The 25,657-nt window shown below is 43.9% G+C and carries 25 protein-coding genes; 13 read left to right on the top strand and 12 right to left on the bottom strand.

The features are described from left to right. Positions 1-3 precede the first annotated feature (3 nt). The 3 genes from ACO0K2_RS09720 to ACO0K2_RS09730 form a co-directional block, all read right to left on the bottom strand. On the bottom strand, positions 4-1,194 hold the full coding sequence (locus tag ACO0K2_RS09720) for an acyl-CoA dehydrogenase family protein (RefSeq protein WP_423018152.1): 1,191 nt from the start codon (positions 1,192-1,194) through the stop codon (positions 4-6). Positions 1,195-1,453: 259 nt separating this feature from the next. Continuing rightward, the gene (locus tag ACO0K2_RS09725) at positions 1,454-2,680 is read right to left on the bottom strand and encodes a DUF2863 family protein (RefSeq protein ID WP_423018154.1); all 1,227 of its coding nucleotides are present in this window, start codon (positions 2,678-2,680) and stop codon (positions 1,454-1,456) included. 92 nt (positions 2,681-2,772) lie between these two features. Beyond that, the gene (locus ACO0K2_RS09730; protein WP_423018491.1) at positions 2,773-3,465 is read right to left on the bottom strand and encodes a glutathione binding-like protein; all 693 of its coding nucleotides are present in this window, start codon (positions 3,463-3,465) and stop codon (positions 2,773-2,775) included. Between the two features lie 126 nt (positions 3,466-3,591). Between ACO0K2_RS09730 and ACO0K2_RS09735 the strand changes: the two genes are divergently transcribed. After that, positions 3,592-4,518: a DMT family transporter gene (locus ACO0K2_RS09735; RefSeq protein WP_423018155.1), complete on the top strand. Its 927-nt coding sequence runs from the start codon at positions 3,592-3,594 to the stop codon at positions 4,516-4,518. A 32-nt stretch (positions 4,519-4,550) separates the two neighbouring features. Here ACO0K2_RS09735 and ACO0K2_RS09740 read toward each other — a convergent pair whose 3' ends face one another. From ACO0K2_RS09740 to mfd, 4 genes are all read right to left on the bottom strand, one after another. Then, a complete protein-coding gene (locus ACO0K2_RS09740) occupies positions 4,551-5,810 on the bottom strand; it encodes an acyl-CoA dehydrogenase family protein (RefSeq protein ID WP_423018157.1) in 1,260 nt (419 codons plus the stop codon). Between the two features lie 119 nt (positions 5,811-5,929). Continuing rightward, positions 5,930-7,006 carry a phosphotransferase gene (locus tag ACO0K2_RS09745; protein WP_423018159.1) on the bottom strand — a complete coding sequence of 359 codons (1,077 nt, stop codon included), beginning with the start codon at positions 7,004-7,006 and terminating at the stop codon, positions 5,930-5,932. A 186-nt stretch (positions 7,007-7,192) separates the two neighbouring features. Further along, complete coding sequence (gene serB / locus ACO0K2_RS09750) at positions 7,193-8,053, bottom strand: phosphoserine phosphatase SerB (protein WP_423018161.1); 861 nt, start codon at positions 8,051-8,053, stop codon at positions 7,193-7,195. Positions 8,054-8,109: 56 nt separating this feature from the next. After that, positions 8,110-11,541: a transcription-repair coupling factor gene (gene mfd / locus ACO0K2_RS09755; RefSeq protein ID WP_423018163.1), complete on the bottom strand. Its 3,432-nt coding sequence runs from the start codon at positions 11,539-11,541 to the stop codon at positions 8,110-8,112. Positions 11,542-11,669: 128 nt separating this feature from the next. Here mfd and ispD point away from each other — a divergent pair, with 128 nt between their 5' ends. The 3 genes from ispD to ACO0K2_RS09770 all read left to right on the top strand — a co-directional run bounded on the left by ispD (position 11,670) and on the right by ACO0K2_RS09770 (position 13,312). Then, on the top strand, positions 11,670-12,362 hold the full coding sequence (ispD, locus tag ACO0K2_RS09760; RefSeq protein ID WP_423018165.1) for a 2-C-methyl-D-erythritol 4-phosphate cytidylyltransferase: 693 nt from the start codon (positions 11,670-11,672) through the stop codon (positions 12,360-12,362). Positions 12,363-12,437: 75 nt separating this feature from the next. Then, positions 12,438-12,947 (top strand): 2-C-methyl-D-erythritol 2,4-cyclodiphosphate synthase, encoded by a 510-nt coding sequence (gene ispF / locus ACO0K2_RS09765; RefSeq protein WP_423018167.1) that lies wholly within the window; start codon positions 12,438-12,440, stop codon positions 12,945-12,947. A gap of 92 nt (positions 12,948-13,039) precedes the next feature. Next, complete coding sequence (locus tag ACO0K2_RS09770; protein ID WP_423018169.1) at positions 13,040-13,312, top strand: DUF4404 family protein; 273 nt, start codon at positions 13,040-13,042, stop codon at positions 13,310-13,312. Positions 13,313-13,455: 143 nt separating this feature from the next. Here ACO0K2_RS09770 and ACO0K2_RS09775 read toward each other — a convergent pair whose 3' ends face one another. Next, entirely contained in the window at positions 13,456-14,199 is a 744-nt protein-coding gene (locus ACO0K2_RS09775) for a hypothetical protein (RefSeq protein WP_423018171.1), read from the bottom strand. Between the two features lie 482 nt (positions 14,200-14,681). Here ACO0K2_RS09775 and ACO0K2_RS09780 point away from each other — a divergent pair, with 482 nt between their 5' ends. After that, entirely contained in the window at positions 14,682-15,203 is a 522-nt protein-coding gene (locus ACO0K2_RS09780) for a hypothetical protein (RefSeq protein WP_423018172.1), read from the top strand. A 27-nt stretch (positions 15,204-15,230) separates the two neighbouring features. Then, positions 15,231-15,665 carry a hypothetical protein gene (locus tag ACO0K2_RS09785; RefSeq protein WP_423018174.1) on the top strand — a complete coding sequence of 145 codons (435 nt, stop codon included), beginning with the start codon at positions 15,231-15,233 and terminating at the stop codon, positions 15,663-15,665. Positions 15,666-16,488: 823 nt separating this feature from the next. On the opposite strand, the gene ACO0K2_RS09790 is transcribed toward ACO0K2_RS09785, so the two are convergent. Continuing rightward, positions 16,489-16,935, bottom strand: coding sequence for a hypothetical protein (locus ACO0K2_RS09790; RefSeq protein ID WP_423018176.1), 447 nt, complete (start codon positions 16,933-16,935; stop codon positions 16,489-16,491). A 316-nt stretch (positions 16,936-17,251) separates the two neighbouring features. Here ACO0K2_RS09790 and ACO0K2_RS09795 point away from each other — a divergent pair, with 316 nt between their 5' ends. Beyond that, positions 17,252-17,806, top strand: a complete 555-nt coding sequence (locus ACO0K2_RS09795) for a GbsR/MarR family transcriptional regulator (protein WP_423018178.1) — start codon at positions 17,252-17,254, stop codon at positions 17,804-17,806. 84 nt (positions 17,807-17,890) lie between these two features. Here ACO0K2_RS09795 and ACO0K2_RS09800 read toward each other — a convergent pair whose 3' ends face one another. Next, complete coding sequence (locus tag ACO0K2_RS09800; RefSeq protein ID WP_423018180.1) at positions 17,891-18,058, bottom strand: DUF2474 family protein; 168 nt, start codon at positions 18,056-18,058, stop codon at positions 17,891-17,893. Continuing rightward, positions 18,045-18,419, bottom strand: a complete 375-nt coding sequence (locus ACO0K2_RS09805) for a cytochrome d ubiquinol oxidase subunit II (protein WP_423018182.1) — start codon at positions 18,417-18,419, stop codon at positions 18,045-18,047. Before ACO0K2_RS09805 ends, ACO0K2_RS09800 begins: the two co-directional genes overlap by 14 nt. 155 nt (positions 18,420-18,574) lie before the next feature. Here ACO0K2_RS09805 and ACO0K2_RS09810 point away from each other — a divergent pair, with 155 nt between their 5' ends. The 4 genes from ACO0K2_RS09810 (at position 18,575) to ACO0K2_RS09825 (ending at position 21,976) form a co-directional block, all read left to right on the top strand. Then, positions 18,575-19,930 carry a site-specific integrase gene (locus ACO0K2_RS09810; RefSeq protein ID WP_423018184.1) on the top strand — a complete coding sequence of 452 codons (1,356 nt, stop codon included), beginning with the start codon at positions 18,575-18,577 and terminating at the stop codon, positions 19,928-19,930. Positions 19,931-19,965: 35 nt separating this feature from the next. Further along, a complete protein-coding gene (locus ACO0K2_RS09815) occupies positions 19,966-20,376 on the top strand; it encodes an H-NS family nucleoid-associated regulatory protein (protein WP_423018186.1) in 411 nt (136 codons plus the stop codon). A 48-nt stretch (positions 20,377-20,424) separates the two neighbouring features. Then, complete coding sequence (locus tag ACO0K2_RS09820) at positions 20,425-21,258, top strand: DUF4344 domain-containing metallopeptidase (RefSeq protein WP_423018188.1); 834 nt, start codon at positions 20,425-20,427, stop codon at positions 21,256-21,258. 154 nt (positions 21,259-21,412) lie between these two features. Next, a complete protein-coding gene (locus tag ACO0K2_RS09825) occupies positions 21,413-21,976 on the top strand; it encodes a hypothetical protein (protein WP_423018190.1) in 564 nt (187 codons plus the stop codon). A 439-nt stretch (positions 21,977-22,415) separates the two neighbouring features. On the opposite strand, the gene ACO0K2_RS09830 is transcribed toward ACO0K2_RS09825, so the two are convergent. Next, positions 22,416-22,799 (bottom strand): hypothetical protein, encoded by a 384-nt coding sequence (locus tag ACO0K2_RS09830; RefSeq protein ID WP_423018192.1) that lies wholly within the window; start codon positions 22,797-22,799, stop codon positions 22,416-22,418. A gap of 505 nt (positions 22,800-23,304) precedes the next feature. On the opposite strand from ACO0K2_RS09830, the gene ACO0K2_RS09835 reads away from it, so the two are divergent. Both ACO0K2_RS09835 and ACO0K2_RS09840 read left to right on the top strand, forming a co-directional pair. After that, complete coding sequence (locus ACO0K2_RS09835; RefSeq protein ID WP_423018194.1) at positions 23,305-23,745, top strand: plasmid mobilization protein; 441 nt, start codon at positions 23,305-23,307, stop codon at positions 23,743-23,745. A 12-nt stretch (positions 23,746-23,757) separates the two neighbouring features. Continuing rightward, positions 23,758-25,362, top strand: a complete 1,605-nt coding sequence (locus ACO0K2_RS09840) for a hypothetical protein (RefSeq protein WP_423018196.1) — start codon at positions 23,758-23,760, stop codon at positions 25,360-25,362. The last annotated feature ends 295 nt before the right edge of the window (positions 25,363-25,657 follow it).

Raw genomic sequence — 25,657 nt, forward strand, 5'->3', positions numbered from 1 at the left:
TCCTCACAGTCCTAAGATCATTTGGGTGATGATATTTTTCTGAATCTCGTTTGAACCACCATAAATGGATGTTTTACGGTAGTTGAAGTAGTACGACGCGAGTGGTGCGGCATCGTCATCATTAACAAGACTTTGATCAGTTTCACCTTCAAGGAATGCGGGATCAAAAGGCAAACCATAAGGCCCCACCGCTTCGAGCATCAACTCGGTGAGACGTTGTTGGATTTCAGTCCCTTTAATTTTAAGCAAAGATGCTTCTGGACCTGGACGACCGCTGTCTTGCGAAATAACGCGAAGGACAGTGATTTCTAAGGCCATGAGTTCAATCTCAAGACTAGCGACTTTATTGGCGAACACAGGATCGTCAATCAAAGGCTTCCCATTTTTTTGGTGTTCGCCAGCAATACGTTTTAAGAATAAGAGCTCCCGTTTAGCGCGCCCAACAGCAGCGATATTCGTGCGCTCGTGACCTAAAAGATATTTCGCATAGGTCCAGCCTTTGTTTTCTTCACCGATCAAATTCTGCACTGGCACCTTGACGTTATCGAAGAATACTTCGTTCACTTCATGGTCTTCATCGAGCATGATAATAGGACGTACCGTGATGCCCGGCGTCTTCATATCGATCAGTAAAAAAGAAATGCCTTCTTGTTTGCGCGCATTCGGATCGGTACGCACTAAGCAGAAGATCATATCTGCATGCTGCGCCAGGGTTGTCCACGTTTTTTGACCATTGACGATGTAATAGTCACCCTCGCGTTCCGCACGAGTTTTAAGGGAAGCGAGATCGGAACCAGAGCCTGGTTCAGAGTACCCTTGGCACCACCAGTCGTCGCAATTCAAGATACGGGGCAGGTAATAGTCTTTTTGCGCTTGATTACCGAACGCCATAATCACGGGCGCCACCATATTTACGCCAAATGGCAAAATCGGTGGTGTGCCAGCGCGTGCACATTCTTCTTCAAAGATATGACGTTGGGTCGGTGTCCATCCAGTGCCGCCGTACTCCGTCGGCCATCCGGTCGCTACCCATCCTTGTTTTGCCAGAATTTTGTGCCAACGCACGTATTCTTCACGGGCTAAGCGTTTGTGGTTGCGCACCTTGTGTTGCAGATCGGCGGGGAGGTGTGTTTCGAGGTAGTTACGTACGTGATCGCGGAATGCCAGATCTTCCGCTGTGTAGTTTAAATCCATATTGTCTCCTGAAATAAATGCCACCGAGATGGCAACTTGCGAGAAACACTGCGAGGTAACGACATCATTCCTGCTTGTTATTGTTTGTTTCTTACAAGGGTAAAACAAAAAAGCACGACCGTTCAAAACTATTGTACAACGGATTTTAATTTAGGGGAGATTCATCTGTCATGTTGATGCGAGGCTGCCAACAAAAAGTCTCGTTATCTTCTACACATGAAGATGAACGAGACTTAACGAAGGACTCTTTGAGGACGCATTAATGGAAATGTGCTGTCCCTGGGGTAGGGGCATCCTCTGGCATTTCTGTATGTACTAGTTCTGCTTCGCGGTCTGCAAACAGTGGCGTGCCGCAGTCATCACAGAACTCCATCGCGAAAATCTCCTCCAATGGCATGATGTTGGAGATACCGCACTCTGTCAGGACGTCGGGGATGTCTCCGTTGATTTTGCCGTTATCATCCATCCCCATGGCGGCAAGCTGGTCTTCGGCCTGATACAGTGGCCACACCACGCCATAGATGACTTCTGGCATATCAACGAGGCAGAAACTAATTCTAAATTCATCGATTTGCCCGGGAGTCTCCTGCACACCACACGCCGCAATGACCACTTCTAGTTCGGCTGGCTCTTTGCCAAGCGTTTGCGTCAAATAAAAGACTGCTGATCGGATAGAGGCTGGACGAATTTTGATATCCGCCTCGCGACACGCTGTGTAGTAAGCCTCCGGCAATAGCAGATCGATGCCACAACCGGGTAGCAAATTTTTCAGCAGTGGCGACGCTTGACGCTGCCATTCCTCCAGGGATGCGTTTTTGGATTTGGTACAGTCGTAGGGGGCCTCAAGCGTTTGCCACTGAAAGAGCGGTGCATGAACCGGCACAACCACCACACCAAGCAAATACCGGATATCCGCTAAAAATGGGACTGTTTGTGCCCGTTCTGCTTCGATCGGGGGAGGATTGTTTTTGATCATCGCTAAGGCTTGCCGTTCAAGCAATGCAAACGTCTCGCAATGGTTGCGCGGTAATTGATCAATCGAATATAAACTTGGCAGAAGGCGCAATTGCGCTTCGTTTGCAAGTAAATTCGTTGCTAACTGCGCCGTCAATGAGACGAGAATATCGCTTGGAATGGTGCCAGAGGCAATTTCAAATCGCGTCCACGCGAGAATCGGTGCCGCGAGCAACAGCGCAAAATACTGCTGGCCCTGCACGTCAAATGTGGCGGAGGTGCTGATCGTCTCTAAGGTTTCGACCAACACTTCATACCCGTTAGGGTGTGCCGCAAACAGGTTCTCAGCAGCCGCATCGAGAATTTCTTGGTGATGCTGTTTCAGGTTTTTTGCTACGTAGCCATCTAATTTTTCTTGCCATGCCAAGTCTTCAACACGACTTGCGGATTGTGCGACTGCTAAGGATAAATTAACCAGTCGTTGACTTTCTGCCGCCAGTTTTAATCGATTTCGCTTGAGAGGTCGGCGCATAAAGTTCTCTGTCAGATGTTGATGAAAATCCGTCACAAACAAGGCTGGCGCGTTTCATCGATTCATACGCGCACAGCCCTAGGGTACGCCACTTACCTTTTTTGATATTGATTATTGCCGAATAGATTACTTTTGGCTTTATCGTCTGTCAGTGGCTTGCGCAAATCCGCTAGGACTTTCACGCCACGTTCCACGGCGGGCCGGGCACTGATTTCATCGAACCAACGCTTCGCGTGGGGAAAATCTGCCCAATCAATGCCTTGGTTTGCAAAAGAACGCGTCCATGGGAATGTCGCGATATCAGCAATCGTGTATTCATCACCAGCGAGGTACGCTGTCTTTGCAAGCTGACGATCAATCACGCCGTAGAGGCGCTTGGCTTCATTCGTATAGCGATCGTAGGCGTAGTCGATCTTCGTCGGCGCATAAATCCGAAAGTGGTGCGCCTGACCAAGCATCGGACCAACACCGCCCATTTGAAACATCAACCACTGCAGTGTATTGAATTTATCGCGATCTGAGTTGCCGAGGAATAAGCCCGTTTTTCCGGCTAAATAAACCAGAATCGCGCCTGACTCAAATAAAGAAATCGGTTGACCATCGGGACCATCCGAATCCACGATGGCTGGAATTTTATTGTTTGGGGAAATCGACAGAAATTCAGAACTGAATTGATCACCCGCGCCGATATCAATGGGAATCGCGCGATAATCCAGACCACACTCTTCGAGCATAATGTGAACTTTGTGGCCATTAGGTGTCGGCCAGGAATAAACATCGATCATCATCGTCCTCTTTAAAAGGTGAATAAAAAGACAGAATCCCATTATGCAGAGATTTTGATTATTTTGCAGGCTTTACTCACATCATAGAATTTTTTTTAGCGCTATGTTTCAGGCTACTATGGCGTAATGACGACAACTTCTTATCCCTCACCACGATTACCGCGATTGCGTATGCGTTCTTTTGCTGCGCTGCATCTCGCCGTCTTGTTGTTTGGCGCTGCCGGCGTCTTAGGTAAATATCTCACGATGACGGCATTGACGCTGGTCTTTGGCCGCACCTTGTTTGCGTCATTGGTGTTGCTGCCATTTGTGCGGTGGAACGTGATACGACGCCCTGGAAGCACGATGAAGCTGTTTCTGAGTGGTGCGCTTCTGGCCGTGCATTGGCTGACTTTTTTCGCATCCCTGACTTATGCACCTGTCGCTTTCGGTTTGATGGGCTTCGCTACATTTCCGGTGTTTGTCGCGTTACTAGAGCCTTGGTTATTCGGTCAAGGTCGACGGCGGCAAGATATGGTCATGGCGATCTTCGTCGTCAGCGGTTTGATTGTGATGATGAGCGATACCCGTTGGGAGGATGGATCTCCACAGGCGCTGCTGGTCGGGATGCTATCGGGATTATCGTTTGCGTTATTGACCTTAACAAACAGAAAGCAATCGCAATCAATGTCGGCGGTAGAGATTGCCTTTTTACAAAACAGCGTTGCCTGCCTCGTGTTAACGCCCTTTATCCTTTACCAAGGCGAACTGACGCATATCAGTGTGAGCGGTTGGGGGTTGCTTGCGATATTGGGTATCGTCTTTACTGCGCTGTCGCATAGTCTCTTTGCATTTAGCTTAAAACAACTATCGGCAAGTTTAGTGAGTGTGACCGCGGCACTGGAGCCAGTTTATGGGATGGTGCTTGCCTATTTAGTGCTAGGAGAGACAATCTCTGTCAGGGGCATCATGGGGGCAACGATCGTCATCGCGACAACAACTTGTGCGAGCTATTTCAGCACAAGAGGCCACGAAGGAGCCTCTGTAACGGTGGACACCGATCGGCAGAAATAAAAAAACGGTGAAAAATCACCGTTTTTTTATCTTCACGACCTTGTAATTGGCAATCCAAGGTCTTCATTCAAGCTGATATGTTTCGCCAACTCTAACTTGGCGATGGCATTCCGATGCACCTCATCAGGTCCATCCGCCAGCCGAAGCGTGCGGTTGCCTGCCCATTGTGCCGCCAAGGGGAAATCACCCGACACCCCACCCGCGCCATGGGCTTGAATCGCCCAATCTAACACTTGCTGTGTGACGTTCGGTGCCAGCACTTTGATCATCGCAATTTCAGCCTGTGCGTGTTTATTACCAACCGTGTCCATCATATATGCGGCCTTGAGGGTCAGCAGCCGCGCTGTATCGATTTGAATCCTTGATTCAGCAATGCGCTCACGCCAGATGCTTTGTTCTGAGATTTTCTTACCAAAGGCCGTGCGACTATTCAACCGCTTACACATGAGCTCTAAAGCGCGTTCAGCAACGCCAATTGCGCGCATGCAGTGGTGAATACGACCAGGTCCTAAGCGACCCTGAGCGATTTCAAACCCACGACCTTCGCCAAGCAAAATATTACTTGCTGGCACACGAACGTTTTCAAATAAAATCTCACAATGGCCATGTGGTGCATCATCGTAACCAAAAACGGGCAGGGGACGTTTGACGGTAATGCCAGGCGTTTTAGCATCCACCAGAATCATCGATTGTTGCGAGTGACGAGCGGCATGAAAGTCCGTTTTACCCATCAAAATGTAGACAGCGCAGCGCGGATCGCCGGCGCCAGAAATCCACCATTTGTGTCCATTAATGACGTAATGGTCGCCATCGCGGTCGATCCGGGTTTCAATATTTGTTGCATCAGAAGAAGCAACTCCGGGTTCTGTCATCGCAAACGCGGAGCGAATTTCACCGCGCAATAAAGGCTCCAGCCACTGCTTTTTGTGTTCTTCGGTACCGTAACGTTCAATGGTTTCCATGTTACCCGTATCAGGTGCCGAGCAATTGAACACTTCTGGCGCCCAACTCACACGTCCCATGATTTCACACAAAGGCGCATAGTCGAGGTTCGACAATCCCTCTGGCGCACGTACTGATTTGGGCAAAAACAAGTTCCATAAGCCTTGTTCGCGGGCCTTTGGCTTTAGGTCCTCGATGATTTGAGTGGCAAGCCAACGGTTTCCTTTTTCTGATCCGTTACGATCAATTTCTTCTTTATAGGCTTTTTCGTTTGGATAAATATGTTCATCCATAAACCGTAACAACTTAGCCTGTAAGGTTTTGCAGCGTTCTGAGTATTCGAATTCCATATTGTCTCCGGTAAGGTCGTAGATCTTGGTCGATCTTTTTTTATAAAAACGATGAAAATGAAATAGCTACAATCAATAATTGAAGTCTTGCGTAAGAGGTTAGACCTTAAACGTTCCTATCAGCGCATTGTTTTGCTGACGTAACTCCAGCCTAATTCAGCCATAGGTCGGGCAGCTTCGCCAGATTTTTTCGCTTGTGCGCTGGAGGCAGTACCATCCACATAGCGCTTCATAATACCTTGCAAAATACCCGCCATGCGGAACAAGTTATACGCCAAATAGAAATTGAAATCTTCAGAACGGATGGTTTTACCTGTCCGCTCGCAATACTTAGCAATGTATTCTTCTTCGCTCGGAATCCCTAGTGCTTGATAGTCGATACCTTTAATGCCGCGAAATTGTCCTGGTGTGACATGCCAGCTCATGCAGTGATAAGAAAAATCCGCCAAAGGATGTCCAAGTGTCGACAATTCCCAATCCAAGATCGCCAGAATACGTGGTTCCGTCGGATGGAACATCATATTGTCGAGGCGATAGTCGCCATGAACAATACTGGTGTCATCGCCAGCAGGGATGTGATGGGGTAACCAAGCAATCAGATTATCCATCGCCTCAATTTTTTCTGTTTCTGAAGCGCGGTACTGTTTCGTCCAACGGTCGATCTGACGCGCAAAGTAATTTCCGGGTTTTCCGTAATCAGCAAGCCCAATAGCGGCGTAGTCAATAGTATGAAGCTGGGCAATGACCCGATTCATCTCGTCATAAATTGCGGCTCGCTCAGTGGGCGTCATGCCGGGAAGTGATTGATCCCACAACACCCGTCCATCAACAAATTCCATGATGTAAAACGCGCGACCAATGACATTTTCATCGGCACAAAGCGCATATTGTTTTGCTGCTGGAAAACCGGCTTTATTTAAAGCATCCATCACTTTGAACTCGCGTTCAATGGCATGGGCAGAAGGGAGAAGTTTCGCTACGGGTCCGGGTTTAGCACGCATCACATAATGCTGATTTCCGGCGCTGAGTTTGAAGGTAGGGTTCGATTGGCCACCCTTAAATTGGGTTACGACTAATTGATCCGCCATCGCAGCATCAAAACCATCGACATGCTGCCGCATATAGTCTGCTAACGTGCCGATATCAAATTTTTGACGCTCTGCGACCGGCATGGTCCCCATAAATTCTTCAAACATCGATGTCTCCTCGCATTGTTGCGTATGGTAGGTGATAGCGCCCCGGCCTCGTTGGGCAAGGTGGTCAATCTATTTTAACTCATATAATCGAACGTCCGTACTATTTTATTTTACACTGGTAGGAACGAAAAAAAATAGCTACCAATCAGTGTTTGGTAGCTATTTTTGTCAGTCATTGGACCGATCCTATTGCATCAGAGGCAGAAGTCCATCCAGCCCCACAAAGTTCAATGCCACATCAGCCTGTGCGCGTACCACCGGTTTTGCTCTAAACGCCACCGATAAACCAGAAATGTCCATCATTTTCAGGTCGTTTGCACCGTCGCCCATGACAATTGCTTGGCGCGTCGAGATACCTAATTCGGCACAAACACGCTCCACTGTACGTTGCTTCTCAGTCGCATCCACGATGGTACCAACGACCTTGCCAGTGAGCTTTCCATCTTCGATTTCAAGAACGTTCGCATGGCTATAATCAAGATGAAGCTGTGATTTCATGCGATCTGTGAAGAAGGTGAACCCACCCGAGACCAACAGCGTCTTTAAACCCGCAGCTTGCACGGCCTTGAGCATCGAAGCCGCTCCCAGCGACAATTGAAGGCGCTCATCGAACACCCGCTGCAACGCACTCGCATCGAGACCTTTGAGCAGCGCAACCCGACGTGTCAGGCTTTCTTGAAACTCTAACTCACCTCGCATCGCCGCCTCAGTAATTTCAGACACTTGCGCCTTGAGACCTTGCATATCCGCGATCTCATCAATGCATTCGATGGTGATCAACGTGGAATCCATATCCATCGCCACGAGTTTAAAATCGCTGAGGGAAAGTGGCGAGGGGAGAGCGGTCACATCCCATTGCATTCCAAAACAGAGCGACTGAATCTCTACCCAGCTTTCTGTCGTGACTGTGGCATGGTCAAGTCTTAATGCTTTGTCGTTGATCATTGTCACCTCGGTGCATTGCGCCATATCGAGCAATTGGAGAAAGACGTGATGCTGTTGATCAATCGGAAGTAAAGACTGAATGGTGATCTGTTGAGTAGTCATGGGTTGCTAACGTTAGGCAAATAAAATTCAAATTCAATGACGTTGATACGGTGAAGTTATTGGAGCGCACGCAAAGTGGACTTAATCTGCGCAACCCGACTAGCAAGATCTGGCATGGCTGCGGTGATACGCAACTTGTCCTGACCATTGAGTCTGATATGCTTGTTTTTTTGCACTAATTCAATGATGCGCATAGCATCGATTGGTGGTTGCGGTTCAAATTGCAAACTGGCTGCTTCGCTATGTACATCGATTTTAATGATGCCGAGCGGTTTCGCAGCCACGCGCAAGCGGTGCGTCTCCAGCAATGATTGCACCTGCTCTGGCAATTTACCAAAACGATCGATCATTTCTTCTTGCATATCATCAATGGCGTTTGCTTTCGTACAATTCGCAAGACGTTTGTAGATCGATAAGCGTTCATGGACATCACCACAAAAATCGTTCGGCAATAAGGCAGGAATATGTAAATTAATTTCTGTCGTCGTTGCCAGAGGAGCAGCAAGATCCGGCTCTTTACCGTTTTTCAGCGATCTCACAGCTTCATTGAGCATATCGGAATACATCTGGAAGCCGATTTCATGCATTTCGCCTGATTGATTATCACCCAACACTTCACCCGCGCCACGAATTTCCAGATCATGCATTGCTAGATAAAAGCCGCTGCCCAGTTCTTCCATCTGTTGAATTGCTTCTAAACGACGGTTTGCTTGCTTGGTTAAACCCTGTACGTCGTGCACGAGCAAATAGGCATAGGCCTGGTGATGTGATCGACCAACGCGACCGCGCAACTGGTGTAATTGTGCCAAACCAAATTTATCGGCACGATGCATGATGATGGTATTGGCGGTTGGTACGTCGATCCCGGTTTCGATGATCGTCGTGCATAGCAAGATATTATGACGCTGCGCCACAAAGTCCCGCATCACTTTTTCCAAATCACGTTCATGCATTTGGCCATGCGCGACAACAACCCGCGCTTCTGGCAATAAGGCTTCGAGCATTGCCTTGCGGTTTTCAATAGTTTCTACCTCGTTATGCAGGAAATAGACCTGTCCACCACGTTTGAGCTCCCGCAGACATGCTTCGCGGATGACCGAGTTATCTTCACTTCGAACAAAAGTTTTGATCGCAAGGCGCTTTTGCGGCGCGGTCGCAATAATAGAAAAATCCCGCAAACCTTCCAATGCCATACCCAGGGTACGCGGAATAGGTGTCGCCGTTAAGGTCAGTACGTCCACTTCAGCACGTAGCGACTTTAAAGCCTCTTTCTGACGAACGCCGAAACGATGTTCCTCATCAATAATCACAAGACCCAAACGAGAAAACTTTACGTCGTCCGATAGCAATTTATGGGTGCCAATGACGATATCGACCGTGCCGTCACCCATGCCTTTGATTGCTGCATTAATCTCTTTTCCTGAGCGGAAGCGGGACAATTCGGCGATTTTGACCGGCCAATTCGCGAAGCGATCAGCAAACGTTTGTGCATGCTGCTCTGCAAGGAGGGTCGTTGGGGCGAGGATCGCCACCTGTTTTCCTCCCATCACTGCAACAAACGCTGCGCGCAATGCCACTTCGGTCTTACCAAAGCCTACGTCACCACAAATCAAGCGGTCCATCGGCTTTCCAGAAGTCATGTCACCAATCACGGCATTGATCGCTGCAGCCTGATCCGGGGTTTCGTCAAAGCCAAAACTCTCAGCAAAGGCTTCATAGTCCTTAGCGGAATATTCAAATGCATGGCCTTGGCGCGCCGCACGTCGGGCATACAGATTGAGTAGCTCCGCGGCAGTATCACGAATTTGCTGTGCAGCTTTTTTCTTCGCTTTTTCCCACTGACCAGAACCCAGCGTATGCAAAGGAGCGTCATCAGGTGAAGCACCTGAATAACGAGAGATCACATGCAACTGCGCAACAGGCACATACAGCTTTGTTTCTTTCGCATATTCTAGATGCAAAAATTCCGTATCACCTTCACCGAGATCCATGCTGATGAGGCCCATGTAACGGCCAATCCCGTGATTGCTGTGCACGACCGGATCCCCAATCTTGAGCTCCGACAGGTCGCGCACCATGTGCTCCACTTGCGTGACAGCCTCTTGTTTTTTACGACCAATTCGCTTGCCGCTTCCCGCATAAAGCTCAGCCTCCGTCACAAAGGCAATACCCTCATTGAGAATGAAACCTGCATGGAGCGGTGCGACCCCCAGCATGACCTTAGCATTCGCAGTGAGAAAATCGGTGTAACCCTCACAGAGGGTCAGCGGAATAGCGTATTCGTTAAAGTATTGCTGTAATGTCTCGCGACGCCCAAGCGTTTCGGCGCAAATCATCACGCGCTTATCGGTCTGCAACAAGAAAGAGCGCAAGTTAATCAGTGGATCATCTGCGCGACGATTCACTGCAATATCAGGTAAAAATACAGAAATGTCAGACGCTTCTGCGGTCTTTTCTGTCGCGGCAATCACCCAACGCGCCTGTGGTTTCAGTGCAGCAAAAAAGTCTTCATCGCGCAAAAAGACGGTCTCAGGCGTTAAAACGGGCCTTTCCCGATCTGCTTTCAGAAATTGATACCGAGAACGGGTATCAACCCAAAACCGTTGAATGGCTTCATCAATATTACCCACCAAAGCAAAGTGCGGATTGGGTGGCAGGTAGTCGAATAGGGTAGCCGCTTGTTCAAAAAACAGTGGCAAATAGTATTCAATCCCAGCAGAAGCGATGCCGTTACCGATATCTTTGTAAATGGATGAGCGAGAAGGATCACCTTCAAACGTTTCGCGCCAACGACTGCGAAACGCAGCGCGGGCCGGCTCATCCATTGGGAACTCACGCCCCGGCAGCAGACGCACCTCCGGGACTGGGTACAGCGAGCGCTGGGTGTCTGCATCAAAGGTACGGATGGTTTCGATCGTGTCGCCGAATAAATCCAAGCGATAGGGCAGTGCAGATCCCATCGGAAAGAGATCAATGAGGCCGCCACGCACAGAATATTCACCAGGCGACATCACTTGGCTCACATGGCTATAACCTGCCAGCGTTAATTGCGACTTTAATTTTGCTTCATCAAGGGTATCGCCTTTTTTGAAGAAAAAAGTATAAGCGGCCAAGAAGGAGGGCGGTGCCATCCGTAACAGTCCCGTTGTTGCTGGGGCTAAAAGTACATCGCAATTGCCATTTTGGATCTCATGCAAGCTCGCAAGCCGCTCCGACACCAAATCTTGATGCGGCGAAAACGCATCGTAAGGCAGTGTTTCCCAATCCGGCAGTAAATGACAACGAAGTTCTGGATTAAACCAAGGCATTTCATCCCGTAACCTTTGCGCATCCCCAGGATTGGCGACGAAGACCGTCAACATTCGCTTTTCCGCTTTGAGTGCCGTTGCCGCTTGCGACAATGCGAAGGCGTCCGCGGAACCATGTAATGTGGGAAGGGCCAGTCTGTGGCCAGGTTTTGCTAAAGATTTCTTGAAATCGAATGACATCGCGGCTGAAAAAGGAAGATACCGTAAAACCAGCTGAAGGAACCGCGTACAGAATGAAATACGCGGTTAAAATGAGGGCTTATTATAAACGAATGGGCTACTGTCTTCAGAATGCCGCAAAAGATTGTATGCACGAACACACTGAACAAGCTTCGCCAACGCCTCGTTATGTGGCCCTCATCCCCGCTGCAGGGGTTGGAAGTCGGATGGGAAGTCTTACTCCCAAACAATATTTGATTGTTAACGGCAAGTCGATTTTGCAACACACCGTCGACGCATTTCTTCGCTTTCAAGCAATTTCGCACACCTATGTCGTCGTCAGTCCTGAGGATGGCTTCGTTGATGATTTATTAGCAGATGCAGAAGGCTTAACTGTTTTAAAGTGCGGTGGAGCAACACGAAGAGACTCCGTGAGACAAGGTTTGCAAGCTATTTCATCTAACGTTGACATTAAAGACTGGGTGCTGGTTCATGATGCGGCCCGCCCAGGATTAACGTCGGCTTTATTAGAAAAATTACTCGCAGAAGTAGGGGGCCATGAGGTTGGTGGGCTGCTTGCGATGCCCGTCGTCGACACGGTCAAACGGGTCCATGAAGGTAAAGTAGAAACAATACCCCGAGAGGGCTTGTGGCTGGCCCAAACACCGCAGATGTTTCGTTTTCAATTGTTATGCGACGCCTTAGATGCGGCACATCAGGTCACCGACGAAGCGAGCGCCATTGAAGCGGCGGGGCATTGCCCGCTGCTCATTGAAGGACATGTCTGTAATTTAAAAGTGACCATTCCAGCAGATTTGGAACAAATTAAACGCTACTTGTAATGCATTGGCAAAGCACCGTGGTGTGTTTTGCCTTATTAGAAAACAATTCAGTTGTAGAACCATCAGAGAATACTTATGAAAAATAAATTACCGCCATTTCGAATCGGACAAGGGTACGATTGCCACGCGCTCGTCGCGGGAAGAAAACTCATTATTGGTGGCGTCGATATTCCACATAAAACAGGTTTGTTGGGTCATTCAGACGCCGATGTCTTACTTCACGCGATTACGGATGCTATTTTTGGATCAGCAGCACTTGGCGATATCGGGCGTCATTTTCCAGACACAGATCCCCGTTTTTCTGGCGCTGATTCGAGAGTATTGTTACGTGAGGCAGCCAAACGACTACGCGAAGCTGGCTATGACATCGGCAACCTCGATGCCACCATCATTGCACAAGCCCCTAAAATGGCACCGCACATCCCCAGCATGGTGCGGCATATTGCCGAAGACCTTGACGTTGATGTTTCCCAAGTCAATATCAAAGCAAAAACAAACGAGAAACTTGGATATTTAGGGCGTGAAGAGGGGATTGCAGCTGAAGCCGTCGTGCTGGTTTTTAAAGCGGACGAAGTGACTGCATAACAATTGACATCTAACAACAAATTGTTGCCAGTTCCGACCTATACTGATCAACAGTAAATCGGCATATCCATACCGATCATGAAAGGAATAGGATGAATCGCGATCACGTAAAACAATTGTTGACGCAGTTGCATGCTGAACTATCGGATACCGTTGAGGTCGACGGTGAGCTAAAGACCTTGCTCCAAGACCTTAATACCGATATTCATCATGTACTTACCGCTGATCAGGCTAAAGACGATCCCGTCTATACCGCCTTAAGTGAACGCTCGGTTGCGTTATCAGCAAAATTTGCAGCAGAACACCCAACGCTTGAGCCGGTATTGCGCGAGTTAGGGTCGATGCTCGCAAAAATGGGGATCTAATCGCCGCTGTATTCAATCAAGCGGCAATGACAGGCCAGCTTCGAAAGAAGCTGCGCTATGTCGACACCCAACAATCGATGGCGAAGAAACGTCGATATTATGTTGAACAGTTCTTCGCCACATCGATGCATTTCACTCTTCAATTACGCCTTGGTGTTCACCACATTCCCCGAACTACCTGCATTTTGCAAATCACTCTCCAACGACTGCAAAAAACTCGTCAACGATGAGCTACTTGAGCTACTACTGGAAATACCCAGTGAGCTAAGCAAAGTCTGAAAACTTTGTTGAAGCGCTGTATCGGTTGAGCTAGTGGAACTCGTCGACGTAGTAGAGGTATCAGACGTGCCAGAGGTACTTGTCGACGAGGAAGAACTTGACGAACTAGCGCTAGATAGCTCTGAGATCAGACTTTTTAAATCCGCTTCTAATCTTCCCGGACCACCATGATGCCCATAGCCTGATGTGGACGAAGTGCTAGAAGTGCCCGATGTCGATGAGACACTGTTACTGCTGTCACTCGTCGAGTCCGACTGACTATCACTGGACTGCGATGACTGCGCATGAAGTGCCGACATCAAACTTTGCATAAAGGTAGCCAGCGCCTGCGCAGGATCTGTCGTCGTTGTACTTGATGTTGAACCGTCTGTCGATGAGCTAGAGCTAGAGGAAGAACTTGTGCCAGACGTTGAGCTCGTTTGACTTGATACGCCTAACTGAGAGAGTGCTTTCGTTATCGCATCAAGCAGTCCTCCACCAGGCGGCGGTGAAGGTGGCGCATCGCTAATATCGTTACTCGATGAAGAACTCGTCGTCTGATTGCTCGAACTGAGCTTACTGAGGTGCGCAATAGAAAAGCTGTTGCTCGCGAGGGAACTAATGCTCATTTTTAATCTCCTAAAGTGAATCGATCAAAGTCAGGCGAAGAACATGAAAACGCTCGCTGCCTGAGCCAACATTTCCAAAATGCTCTTTGGACAAGCTATTCTCAATCGACCACTTGTAAAGAAGGGTGGTGAATGCGTAAAGTTAAGTAAAGATAGCGCCCTTGATCTTGCATAGACGCTTTATTTAAATCTAGATTTTTTTTGATCGGTGGAATAGGAGGGGAAATGTCACCCTAATCATTGATTTGTGATTTCTATGCCCGGATCTCTTTCTCACTCTTTTTTAAATATTTTCGTATTGACCCTCATAAAATTTCCACAAAGTAATATAAAAATGTTAATTTAAGCAAATTGCGATTCGCTCCAAATTTTCTTCCTTATACTGCATTTCATCTCGACAAACATCGAGATAGAAAGAGGCTCATGTAAGGACATGCGCATACCTCATTATTGGTCAGTCACATTATCGAATTGGAGTAAGTATGGGATTTGGTTTAGGGAATTTATTGGAAGAGGTCATCGGTGGCGCGAACCCGGTTGAACATCAATTCGATCAGATCGCTCAAGGTGCACCTGCCGCTTTACTCAGTCAAGGATTGGCATCGATGTTCCATTCCGATCAGACGCCACCTTTTGCACAAATGGCTGCCCAATTGTTTGGGCAAGCCACATCGGATCAGCAAGCCGGCATGCTCAATCATTTGCTGACTGCAATGGGACCTCAGGTAATCAGTGCCATCCAGAATGGCTCAGCGGGCTCTGTTTTGAGTGATGTCGTCGCTCAACTCGGCGGCGCCACTGGCACCATCACACCCCAGCAAGCTGCTCAGATTTCACCAGAACAAGTACAAGCCTTAGCGCAACACGCGCATGAACTCGCTCCGGGCATTGTCGACCAGATGAGCGACTTTTATGCCCAACATGCAGGATTGATAAAGACGCTCGGCGGAGCGGCTTTGACAATAGCGTTGTCCAAAATGGCCGACGTTCAAAAAAGTAGTTAATTAACTTAACCAAGAGAGAGTGTGAAAATGAAAATCAAATCAATGTTGTTGGCATGCGTATTTTCCGTGACTGGCTCAGTCGCATTCATGCACGCTGCAAGCGCAGCCGATGCAACAGCACCGGTCTCAGCGACATGCAACGACGGCACGAGCTACTCAGGCACCAGCAAAAAAGGCGCATGCTCTGGCCACAAAGGCGTTAAAGAATGGAGCGCTCCAGCTGCTGCAGCACCAGCAGCCGAAGCCAAACCGGCAGCACCAGCTGCACCTGCAGCACCGGCCGCAGCCGCGCCAGCTGCAGGCGGCGGCGCAGGTAAAGTATGGGTCAATACAAAAACCAAAGTTTACCATTGCGAAGGCAACGCTTTTTATGGCAAAACCAAAGAAGGTTCTTACATGACTGAAGCCGAAGCCAAAGCAGCCGGCAACCGCGCTGACCACGGCAAAGCTTGCAGCAAGTAAGCACATAAGCTGAAAAGATAGACGTGTCGACGATCGTTGAATTAACGGATCAATTTGACGACGTTGGCTCGGGTAAGCTGGCTTAAGTTGCAGCTTTATAATGGACGTCGATGGGCGTCCATTTTTACATGGCACTGCATGTGCGTCATATGTTTGAATAAATGAGATTAGTTAGATGAATAACGACGGTTTGATTGGTGATTATTATCGGCGTGCGATCGTTGTGGGGTGCTAGAAAAATATATACTGCTTTTCGTATAATTTATATTATGTCAAATTGATGTTTTTAGTTTTATTATGACACCTAAGAAAATCCTACCAAACCAAAGCATTCTCATTTCGCAGAGATCCGCCTTCTTTTTACAGAAGCTAAAAAAGCGAAAGCCAATAATAATGCAGAGCAAATTGAGATAATCACCAAGTGCTCACGGATGTCTCGAGAACTCATTTCGATACGCGTTGAATTAAAGAGTAACTCTTGCGGTAGCTTTACACGAATCTTGTCAGTTGACGAATCTGAATAGTGCGAAAATAACTTTGCAGGATGAGCTCGTGCGAAATGAATTGAATCAACGTACTCAAAGAACTGCTGACAAGAATTATTAACGCATGAATCAACACAAAAATTCCGCAAATTGCCAGCGGGTATTTTTACACACTCAGATAACTGCATAACGACAATAAGAAATAGAGAAAATTAGACAATAATCCACTTATTTTAGTGTTGTCAAATGTTCTATCGTTGGTATTACATTTGATTACTTTGCAGAAGTTCAATCAAAGCAAGTGTGTTGAGTTGGTCGCAAAAACGAGATTGATTGTTTCACCCTAAAAAACCTCTCACCCATTCTTCAGCCTCACGCAACGTTCTAAACCACATAAAAGGTCGCTGGGCTTGCTCAAATTTTTTAGTGACATGTGGTAGGACGACGAACGCGTCTTTGATTTCTGGGCTGATCACCCAGGCGGTGGCTAATGGCGCATGGCCGGTGGATTTACGCTCTAACAGAACTGCACCGAATTCATCAATGGTGGCCGATGACATAAGCATGCTGTGGTGAAAGACGGCGATCTCAACGAATGGACCTTGGCTGTTGAGATCGGCATATAAGTCGGCGTTCAGTGAACGCAACGACGCAAAAAATTCGCGGTTGAACGGGCCTTTGAGCTCGAGGCGAATAAGGTTTCCCTCTGGCCAGACGGTGATCGCACCATGTGGCTTAAAACGTGAGCACTGACGATCCTGTTCAGATTGAGACTTTCCCAACATACAAACCTCGTGGAAGCATGTTTTTCAAGCGAGCGAGTCTCAGTTTACTCCCGTTTTTAAGAAAGCGACGTGATTCGGCCTTAAAAGTCACCAAGTGGAGTTGTTGAACAACATCACGATCAAAACCGATTAAAGCTCACCGCGCATCGACGACCATGCGCGCCTCCCCTCCTCGGTCATCATCGCATGTTGATTTTTTGCACCATTGTTGGTGTCGAGCATGGAAGGAATATTAAACAAACCTATGCGTCGGCAGATATAAATTGGCAAAGTGCTTATAATAAGTTCCCTATTTCCATTGAGAGAACAGTGAATTATGTCGGCACTTATTGAGTCTTTTGTTGCTCATTTCGGTGAAATGGGGAGCCGCTGGGGCATTAACAGAACAGTCGGGCAGGTCTACGCCCTGCTTTTCATCTCCGAGGAAGCATTGCATGCGGAAGATATCGCCGAAAAATTATCCATTTCTCGCTCCAATGTCAGTATGAGCTTGAAAGAGCTCGAAAGTTGGCAAATTGTGCGCCTTATTCGGATACCAGGTGATCGGCGCGAGTATTACACCTCGCTCGAAAACGTTTGGGATATTTTCCAAGCGATTGCTGCTGAACGCCGGAGAAGAGAGATTGAGCCGACGTTATCGATGCTACGACAGTCGTTGATTGCGGAGGCGGAAACTGACGCGGACGCATATGCGCAAAAGCGTATTCGTGAGATGCACGAGTTGGCTGACTTAGCGAATAATTGGTTTGATGAGCTTCAACGTTTATCTCCTGAGTCCTTGATGCAACTGATGCGCTTGGGACGCAAGGTTAACAAACTTCTGCTCATCAAAGATCGCGCCAAAGCGAGCATAACTGGCAAAGAACTTTAACGCCCCAGCGTTAACACTGGGGCAATTTCTCAGATGGTTTCGAGGTAGTTCGAGGGCAGTCCTACCTCAAGCTTTAGATCATCATTAATGCATTCCAAGTGAGTGCATCATCCAACGCATCGCGCCTGCCACCACGCCTAATGCACCGACGCTCAGCACCCAAATAAAGCCTAGCCAGCCAAGTCGGCGGAACCAAATGGTCCATACCTCTTTCCTTCTTGGCGGCTGTTTTATGGTATCAATGGTATCCATGGCCGACCTTCACTTTCCCGCGGAAAACGAAATAAGACCACGCGGTATATCCAAGAATAAAGGGCAACATAAATAGCGTACCAACCAGTGCAAACCCTTGGCTCTGCGGCGGTGAGGCTGCAGCCCAAATCGAGATGTGGGGTGGAATGATATTGGGCCAAATACTGATTGCTAAACCGGTGTAGCCAATAAAAACAATCCCTAATGCTGACATAAATGAACCATGGTGGGGGTTTTCACTACGAATGTTATAACGTAATCGCCAGACAAAAAAGCAAACCAATATCGGCACTGGAACAAAATAATAGACAGTCGGCGCGCTAAACCAAAGTGGAATGACACTATGGTTAACCAAAAGCAACCGCCACCAAGAGCAATAATTTCTGTCATTTTTCTCTCCTAAGTCCTTGTTTTACAAGGGTTCACAGCCTTTTCAGAACAAAAACACCCTATGGCAATCATTGGTTGTTCACTGTAAAATTCACCTATCAAACAACCAATTTTTAGAGGCCAACAGTGGCAAGTTCACCAGTCAGAGGCATACAAGAAATCCAATGGACACGACGAGATGGCACCGTTGGAACTGCCTACCGCGTAAGGATAACCCGTAAAGACTTTAAGGGTCAGAGATCAAAAGTTTTTGATGACTTCAATGAAGCAAAAGAATATTTAACTCTTTCAAAAACTGTTCGAGGAAAAAGATTAATTTATTCAGTTGAACAGACCGAAGAGGAGAAATATATATTAGATAACGAGAATAAAAACAATTTTACTTTTGAGTATTTCACAAGGTTGTATATTCGGGATTACATTGAAACAAAACCCTCTACAACCGAACTTCAAAAAAGATCAAAAGCAAATATTATTTCATTCTTCAATACCATTTTAAGAACCTCAATTCTTGATAGATCTAGCACTTATCAAGAAAAAGAAGAATTAGGCATTGGCAATCCAGAAAATCCAATTTATAAGTTTTTTGGAACTTATGACATTAGGAAAATTAATCCTATTGATATAAATAACTACATTAGAACAAGAAAAAGAATGAATATGAAGCCCATAAGCATTCAAAGAGAAATCACTCAAATTTCTAATGTATTCAACAAGGTTAAATATTTCTCTGAATTTCTGGAAGGTTTAAAAAATCCTTGTCGTGATTACGATAGAGATTTGATTAAAAATAACTCACTGAAAAGAGAGCGATTTTTATCAGACGAAGAAATCAAATTTGTATTTGACGACTTCAAAAATTATAGCAATCCAGAGCTTTACCAAATATGTAATTTGTCTTTAATAACCTCAATGCGAAGAAGTGAAGTTATCACTTTAAAGCAAGAGCAGGTTAAAGAAAATTACATTCAACTCACTCATACAAAATCTGGAAAACCTCGAAAGGTTTATCTTACAAAAGAAGCTCAGGAATTTTTAGCCACACTAAAACCGAAAACAAAAGACGGTCGATTCTTCACCTATACGATCACAGGTTTTGATCGAATTTTTAGGGCTCAAGTTTTAAGATTAAAACTTGATTTAAAGTTTCACGATTTTAGAAAAACCTCAATTTCAAGAACACTTTCAAAAGCTGACGGCAATAGTCTGCTTGTTGCAAATATTTTGGGTTTTTCTTCAGTTAGAAAATTTGATGAACTGCATGTAAAAAATCGTTTAATGACCACAGATACACAATTAGGAGCATTGCGTACTTTTGGACATGACAATCCAGATATTACAAATAAACACTATTTAACCCCCATTTTAGATGATGTTCATAAAATAAAGAGGCTTTCACTTCTGAAAGAAAAACAACAATTAAAAACCATATCAGAAGAAGAGAAAAATGAACTTCTTAATTTATTGCTTGAACTCACATAATTAAATTCAAAAACCCTTTTTAAAAAATTGATACAATGACCACTTTAACCACAACCACCAGCAAGAAAGCTAAACCAATGGCAACTACATATCTTGACCTTAAAGCGCAGATCAAAGCTTTGGAAGAGCAAGCCGAAGAACTTCGTAAAAATGAATTGACTTCTGTTATTGAAGATATGAAATTAAAAATTTCAGAATACGGAATTAGTGCAGAGGAATTAGGTTTTACTGTAAAGCCAATTACGATCTACACCGAAAAACCAATTAGCCAAAAAATTGCAGAAGCAACCAGCGATAAGAAGCCCGTAGAGCCAAAATATGCAGGTCCTGACCGTAAGACATGGTCAGGTCGCGGAATCGCTCCTAAATGGGTTTCTGAGCACATTGCTACAGGTGGAAAGAAAGAAGACTTCTTGATTGTGAAACAAAATGAAGCACTAGAATAAAAATTCATATTCAGAAAAGCAAAAAGCATATTACACATAGGGAGCAAAATGTTTAATCGCATATTCGCCGCAGCAATACTAATTCTTTGTTGCATTTCATCCCACGCACAATCACAACTACCTTTTGCCGAGTTACTTTGGAAAGGACAAGCAGTTCCATTTTACGGAAACGCACAAACCCAAAGACAAGGGCAAATTCTAGAAGCTGTACGGCGTTCAAATTTAGCTGAACGGATGGTATCTGTTGTCAATAACTCTGTTCGATTACATCATAATTTGGGGATAGGATTTACATCATGTGGAAATCCAAATGCTTTTTTTGATAGATCAAAATCAGCTATTGTTTTTTGCCTTGAAATGGTTGAATTAATTGCTGATCTCGCGAAAGAAGATGAAGAAATAGCGATGAAATTGGATAAAACTGAATTTGCAAGAACAATTGATGGAGCAATTTGGGGTATATTTTTCCATGAACTTGGTCATGCAGTTATCGGTGTGAACAATGTCCCTGTTACCGGTCGAGAAGAAGATGTGGCAGATCAATTCGCAGTTTTTTATGCAGTCAATTTTATTGAGCCTCAAAATATTCCGGTAATTCTTCCAACCATTTGGCTTTTTAGACTAATGGAAAGAAAATCTGACATAGCATCCGCAAATCAAGATCAATTGAAAAGACTAATGTCAGATGAACATAGTCTTGACATGCAAAGAGTCTTTAATTTGGCGTGTTGGGCTTATGGCGCCAACTCTTCGAGAGGAGCAGTGGCAGCAAATTTTGTAAAACTTCCTCAAGAACGTGGTGCTCGCTGCCCCAATGAATGGGCGACTGTTGACTATGGGTTGCGGAGTCGATTTAAAAAATACTTCAGAAATCAACGATAAACACAACCCACAATAGAATAAATAATGGGACTCGCAAGAGTCCTTTTTTTTCGCCTATAAAAAAACAAACCCCATTTTTTAGGTGGGGCTTGATTTTTTCGGATAACCTGTTTTAATAATTAGTGACGAAACCAAAATAAAAAATAGGAACCCTATGTCTACTAATATAAATAATAAATCCAGTATTGTCAATAACTCAAATGAAGAATTTAATTATTTCACCTTAAATAAAAAAGTTTTCAATGAATTGATACTAATCCCAAGACCAAAAAGTAATTTATTTCAAATAATGGTTCACCTTGCTTGCAAAGTCACTTATAAAAATGGTCTTGTTGGCGTTCATAGTGAAATTTATAAATCAGGTCTAGCAAAAGAGTTAGGAATAGATAAAAGCGACATAACAGGATACCTAAAACAACTTGAAGATTTAAAATTCATTAAAATATTCAACACTACCCCACTTGTTTTGCAAGTTTTAGAAGTTCCACAGGCACCAACTTTTAACGATATTAAAGCAGTATTACTATATATCCATATAAACCCACAGCAATTTAATTTTCATAGAAATTTGAAGAGAAGAACAGTATTCTTTGAAACTTTCAAGGAATACAATTCTCAAATTCTCGTAGAAAAAATTAAAAAATCTATAGTTCCAGAGGATCACCCAAGCAATCCAACTACCGAAGAAATAGAAGACATTTTTGGCTTCAATGAGTAATCCCCGAAAGGGGATTTTTTACGGCCTCATATAAGTAAAAAAATCATAAGTCAACGTTTAGAAAAATCCACCCCACCCCTTCAACCCACCCCCACAGGGATTGATTTAAAAGGCTTCACGTCATGCCGTTGAACCCCTTCACCCCACCCCCTTAATTTTTCAACCCACCCTCATAGCGATTGATTAACAAGCCTTTAGACTATGTCTTCCCACCCCTTTTCGTATGTTTGATAAAGAATGTTTGACATTCTGCACCTTGTGTCAATCATACTTCTATTCAATACATACCATTCAGTAAATATATATTAGACATTACTAACATAGAATTAAAAATAATTTCCCAGCGCGAAAATTTACACATATAAATTAAAAGCCACTCATTGAGTGGCTTTTTTTATTTCGGAAGGACACGGCGAGCGGTCCCCTTTTCACTACGTGATTAACTATTCGAAAAATTACTCCATTGGTCATCGAGAATTTTTTCTTCCTTCTGATCTGAATTGCAATTTAATTCAACCAGATCAATCATAGTTGCTTCAATTTCTTTTCCATGTGAATTAGAAAGCTGAATTAATTTTTCATACACTTCTTCGCCAAGAATTTTTTTTAATATTGTAAGTTTTTGCTTTTTTTCTTTTTCAATGAAAATATCAACAGCATTTCTTACGACCATAGACATATTTAAACCATTTAGATCAACATGCTCTTTATTCAAATATTCAACTTGGTCAACTCTTAAAAAGACAGAAATTTTTACGTGCTCTTTTTCAAATTTACTTTTTATTTTTTCTTTTATGATTTTTTCTTGCTCTAAATTTTCCATAAATTCTCCTTGAATGCAATTTAATAATAACAACTCAAAAAGAAAGAACAAGATTAAAAGGCTATCGACCTCGGATTAAAGAAGACAGGAACCTTTTGTCTTCGACACTTCCTAAAATATCTAAAAAATCAATCGGATTAAAGAAGATAGAAAATATTATTTAATCAGACAACACAAAAAGCAAGAGGATTAAATCAGATACGAACCTTTTGTCTTCGACACTTTTAAAAAATATCTAAAAAATCAGTCGGATTGAAGAAGATTAATTATTTGTTTTTTGTCTTCTTAAATCAGCTATCGACTTTTTTAAAGACTATTTACAATCACAAATAAAACCTTATGATTAAAACAAGAAGAAAAATTAGTTTCAAGCAAGGCTACTAGCTGATACGGGCTAAAATAATTTTCAATTATTTTTCCCTTTCAGTTAGATTTTTCTGGGGTTCCCCCAGTCCCCTTTTAAGGAATTAATCAAAAACAGAAGAGATTAAATCAGAGATAAATTATGGAAGAGAATAATAAAAATATATGTAAGCCAAAAATAAAGTCAGGCAGAACCAACGACGATCACACTTACAAAAGAACATACAGCCTAGATATTAAATTAAGTCCATACGAGAAGGAATTGATTGAAAATAAATACGATCAAGCAGGCTTCAATTCAATGTCTTCTTATGTCAGACATTGCATTTTTGACGGAACGGAAGAAAGGATTGATAATTTTTTGAGTGAAAGATTTAATTTCAAAATCTTACAGCAACCATTTTTGACCGAACTAAATCGAATCGGAAGCAATGCCAACCAGTTAGCCAGAAAAGTAAATTCAAATAAATTTATCACCAAAGAGGATAAGGTTTTTATAACCAATCAACTCGATTTATTCATTGGCGATATAAAAGCGATTAAAGATTTGATTGAATCTCAAACTGATAGTCATAAAAAATAAGAAGGTATTTTTATGGCTGTAATGAGTTTCAACAAATATTCTAAATCAATAATGAGTGCTGTAAATTATTTTGAGTCTGATAAAGATCACACCAACACCATTAGAAAATTTAAGCCTATCCCAGTCATTGGGGATAGAGATCGCATTGAAAAACTCGAAAAGTTAGCCAAAGAATCTGGAATTGAAAACACACACACTTCTTTAACAATTTCTTTTCGTGATAATGAATTCTCTGAATTTAAAAATCCAGATGGTTCCTATGATCAAGAAAAATTGATCCCAGCAATGAGAGAAATTATTAAAGATTTTCGTGAAACTTGGTTTCCAGGAATGAAGAACGATGAAAATTTTGCCGACTTCTGGAATGTTCACACTGACAAAGGAAACATTGAATTAAATTGTGCCTTCTTAAAAATGGAATTAACCACAGGGAAGGCATTTAATCCTTTTCCACCTGGTGAGCTTAACAAAGATATGAGAGATTGCTATGTTGATCTACTCAATGACAAATTTGGATTTGATAGAGTGGTAAGAAATCCGTTTTCAATTTCTCATAATGATATGGAATTGAAAGACATACAGAATCCAAGCGAAACAGCCAAAAGATTTAAAGAAGTTATTAAGCCAAAAAAGAATGAAATCCAAAAATTTCTAACCAGTCAAATTCTTGACCATAAAATTAATTCAAGAGAAGAATTGATTGAAACTTTACAGCAACATGGTGAAGTAAAATTCCTGGACAAAGAAGAAGATAAAACAAGATATAACTATATTTCATTTATCCCAGAAGGATCAGAAAAAGCCATTCGCCTTGATGGCCCTATGTTCAAGAAAAATGTAGATTTTAATGAATTAAGAACCGAGTACAAAAACAATGTAGCAATGGAGAAAAATGATTCATTGAAGCAGTTATCAAATGAAGAAAGAACTTCAAAAATTGAGAAGTTGAACAAGCACAAGGAAATTCAGAAGGGTTTCAATGAAAAATTAAAAGGTTCAGGTGTTAAAAAAATTAAGAAGAACACTGGTAGAAAATATTTACCCAAGAATAAGCAGTCCAAGACTGTAAAAAATGTCAAGAATAAAAATTCTAATGATAGTCAGGTTAAGCAACAACCTAAACAACCACAATCAGCAGAAGAACAACCTGACTATGTAAAAATTAACACAGAGAAAAGAATCAAAGAAGAAAAGGTTTCTTTAAAAACTGATGAAGCTCAGGTCAAACAGGATAATAAAGATCAGGTTAAAAGCAAACCTACTGATCCTATAATAATTAAAAATAGCGACAATAAAAAATCCAAGCCTGAAAGTTCCAAACCTTCAATATCTGCTTTTGGCCAAGTAGCTACAAACTCAAATGCTTCATTGTTAACGGTTCAGATCAATCAAGTCTTATTTTCAAAATTAAGTCTTGAATTACAAATCGGCAGTTTGAGTATTTACAAAGAATCCGATATTAAGAAAATTTTTGAACTCAAACAAAAAATTGCTGAACTAGAACAGCAGATCGCTACTTTAAAAGCGAAACAAGAACAAGCAATTGAAGCAGAGCTTATAAACCAAAATGCCAATAGGTTTAAAAATAGTAATAGCTCTATGAAATTGAGAGTTTGATTCCTACTTCATTTCTATGAATGGATCATTCACAGAAATAAAGCAGGCCCATTTAAAACCACCCCATACAAGCGATTTAAACGGTCATAGAGCCGTTTTCCCCGTAGGGTGAGGGTCTATCTATGGACCAGCTCGTCTGGGTCCTTCTAACTCGTGAGGTCCTTGGGGACCGGCACCAGCCAAGGGGACATGCACAGTGAAAAATTCACCAATTGAACAACCAATAAAAAAGAGCCAATAAAATTGGCTCCTTATAGATCAAAGACTTATCTTTGTTTTGTTGCGATAAAACTAC

This window comes from Undibacterium sp. MH2W (assembly GCF_049340215.1).
Classification (GTDB): domain Bacteria; phylum Pseudomonadota; class Gammaproteobacteria; order Burkholderiales; family Burkholderiaceae_D; genus Undibacterium.

Bases quoted from the DNA above. Each gene is read 5' to 3' on its own strand.
- ACO0K2_RS09770 (WP_423018169.1), top strand. From the start codon at position 13,040: ATGAATCGCGATCACGTAAAACAATTGTTGACGCAGTTGCATGCTGAA.
- ACO0K2_RS09775 (WP_423018171.1), bottom strand. From the start codon at position 14,199: ATGAGCATTAGTTCCCTCGCGAGCAACAGCTTTTCTATTGCGCACCTC.
- ACO0K2_RS09725 (WP_423018154.1), bottom strand. From the start codon at position 2,680: ATGCGCCGACCTCTCAAGCGAAATCGATTAAAACTGGCGGCAGAAAGT.
- ACO0K2_RS09745 (WP_423018159.1), bottom strand. From the start codon at position 7,006: ATGTTTGAAGAATTTATGGGGACCATGCCGGTCGCAGAGCGTCAAAAA.
- ACO0K2_RS09830 (WP_423018192.1), bottom strand. From the start codon at position 22,799: ATGGAAAATTTAGAGCAAGAAAAAATCATAAAAGAAAAAATAAAAAGT.
- ispF (WP_423018167.1), top strand. From the start codon at position 12,438: ATGAAAAATAAATTACCGCCATTTCGAATCGGACAAGGGTACGATTGC.
- ACO0K2_RS09780 (WP_423018172.1), top strand. From the start codon at position 14,682: ATGGGATTTGGTTTAGGGAATTTATTGGAAGAGGTCATCGGTGGCGCG.
- ACO0K2_RS09820 (WP_423018188.1), top strand. From the start codon at position 20,425: ATGTTTAATCGCATATTCGCCGCAGCAATACTAATTCTTTGTTGCATT.
- ACO0K2_RS09785 (WP_423018174.1), top strand. From the start codon at position 15,231: ATGAAAATCAAATCAATGTTGTTGGCATGCGTATTTTCCGTGACTGGC.
- ACO0K2_RS09835 (WP_423018194.1), top strand. From the start codon at position 23,305: ATGGAAGAGAATAATAAAAATATATGTAAGCCAAAAATAAAGTCAGGC.
- ACO0K2_RS09735 (WP_423018155.1), top strand. From the start codon at position 3,592: ATGACGACAACTTCTTATCCCTCACCACGATTACCGCGATTGCGTATG.
- ACO0K2_RS09795 (WP_423018178.1), top strand. From the start codon at position 17,252: ATGTCGGCACTTATTGAGTCTTTTGTTGCTCATTTCGGTGAAATGGGG.
- ACO0K2_RS09800 (WP_423018180.1), bottom strand. From the start codon at position 18,058: ATGGATACCATTGATACCATAAAACAGCCGCCAAGAAGGAAAGAGGTA.
- ACO0K2_RS09740 (WP_423018157.1), bottom strand. From the start codon at position 5,810: ATGGAATTCGAATACTCAGAACGCTGCAAAACCTTACAGGCTAAGTTG.
- ACO0K2_RS09720 (WP_423018152.1), bottom strand. From the start codon at position 1,194: ATGGATTTAAACTACACAGCGGAAGATCTGGCATTCCGCGATCACGTA.
- mfd (WP_423018163.1), bottom strand. From the start codon at position 11,541: ATGTCATTCGATTTCAAGAAATCTTTAGCAAAACCTGGCCACAGACTG.
- ACO0K2_RS09840 (WP_423018196.1), top strand. From the start codon at position 23,758: ATGGCTGTAATGAGTTTCAACAAATATTCTAAATCAATAATGAGTGCT.
- serB (WP_423018161.1), bottom strand. From the start codon at position 8,053: ATGACTACTCAACAGATCACCATTCAGTCTTTACTTCCGATTGATCAA.
- ispD (WP_423018165.1), top strand. From the start codon at position 11,670: ATGCACGAACACACTGAACAAGCTTCGCCAACGCCTCGTTATGTGGCC.
- ACO0K2_RS09815 (WP_423018186.1), top strand. From the start codon at position 19,966: ATGACCACTTTAACCACAACCACCAGCAAGAAAGCTAAACCAATGGCA.
- ACO0K2_RS09825 (WP_423018190.1), top strand. From the start codon at position 21,413: ATGTCTACTAATATAAATAATAAATCCAGTATTGTCAATAACTCAAAT.
- ACO0K2_RS09730 (WP_423018491.1), bottom strand. From the start codon at position 3,465: ATGATCGATGTTTATTCCTGGCCGACACCTAATGGCCACAAAGTTCAC.
- ACO0K2_RS09790 (WP_423018176.1), bottom strand. From the start codon at position 16,935: ATGTTGGGAAAGTCTCAATCTGAACAGGATCGTCAGTGCTCACGTTTT.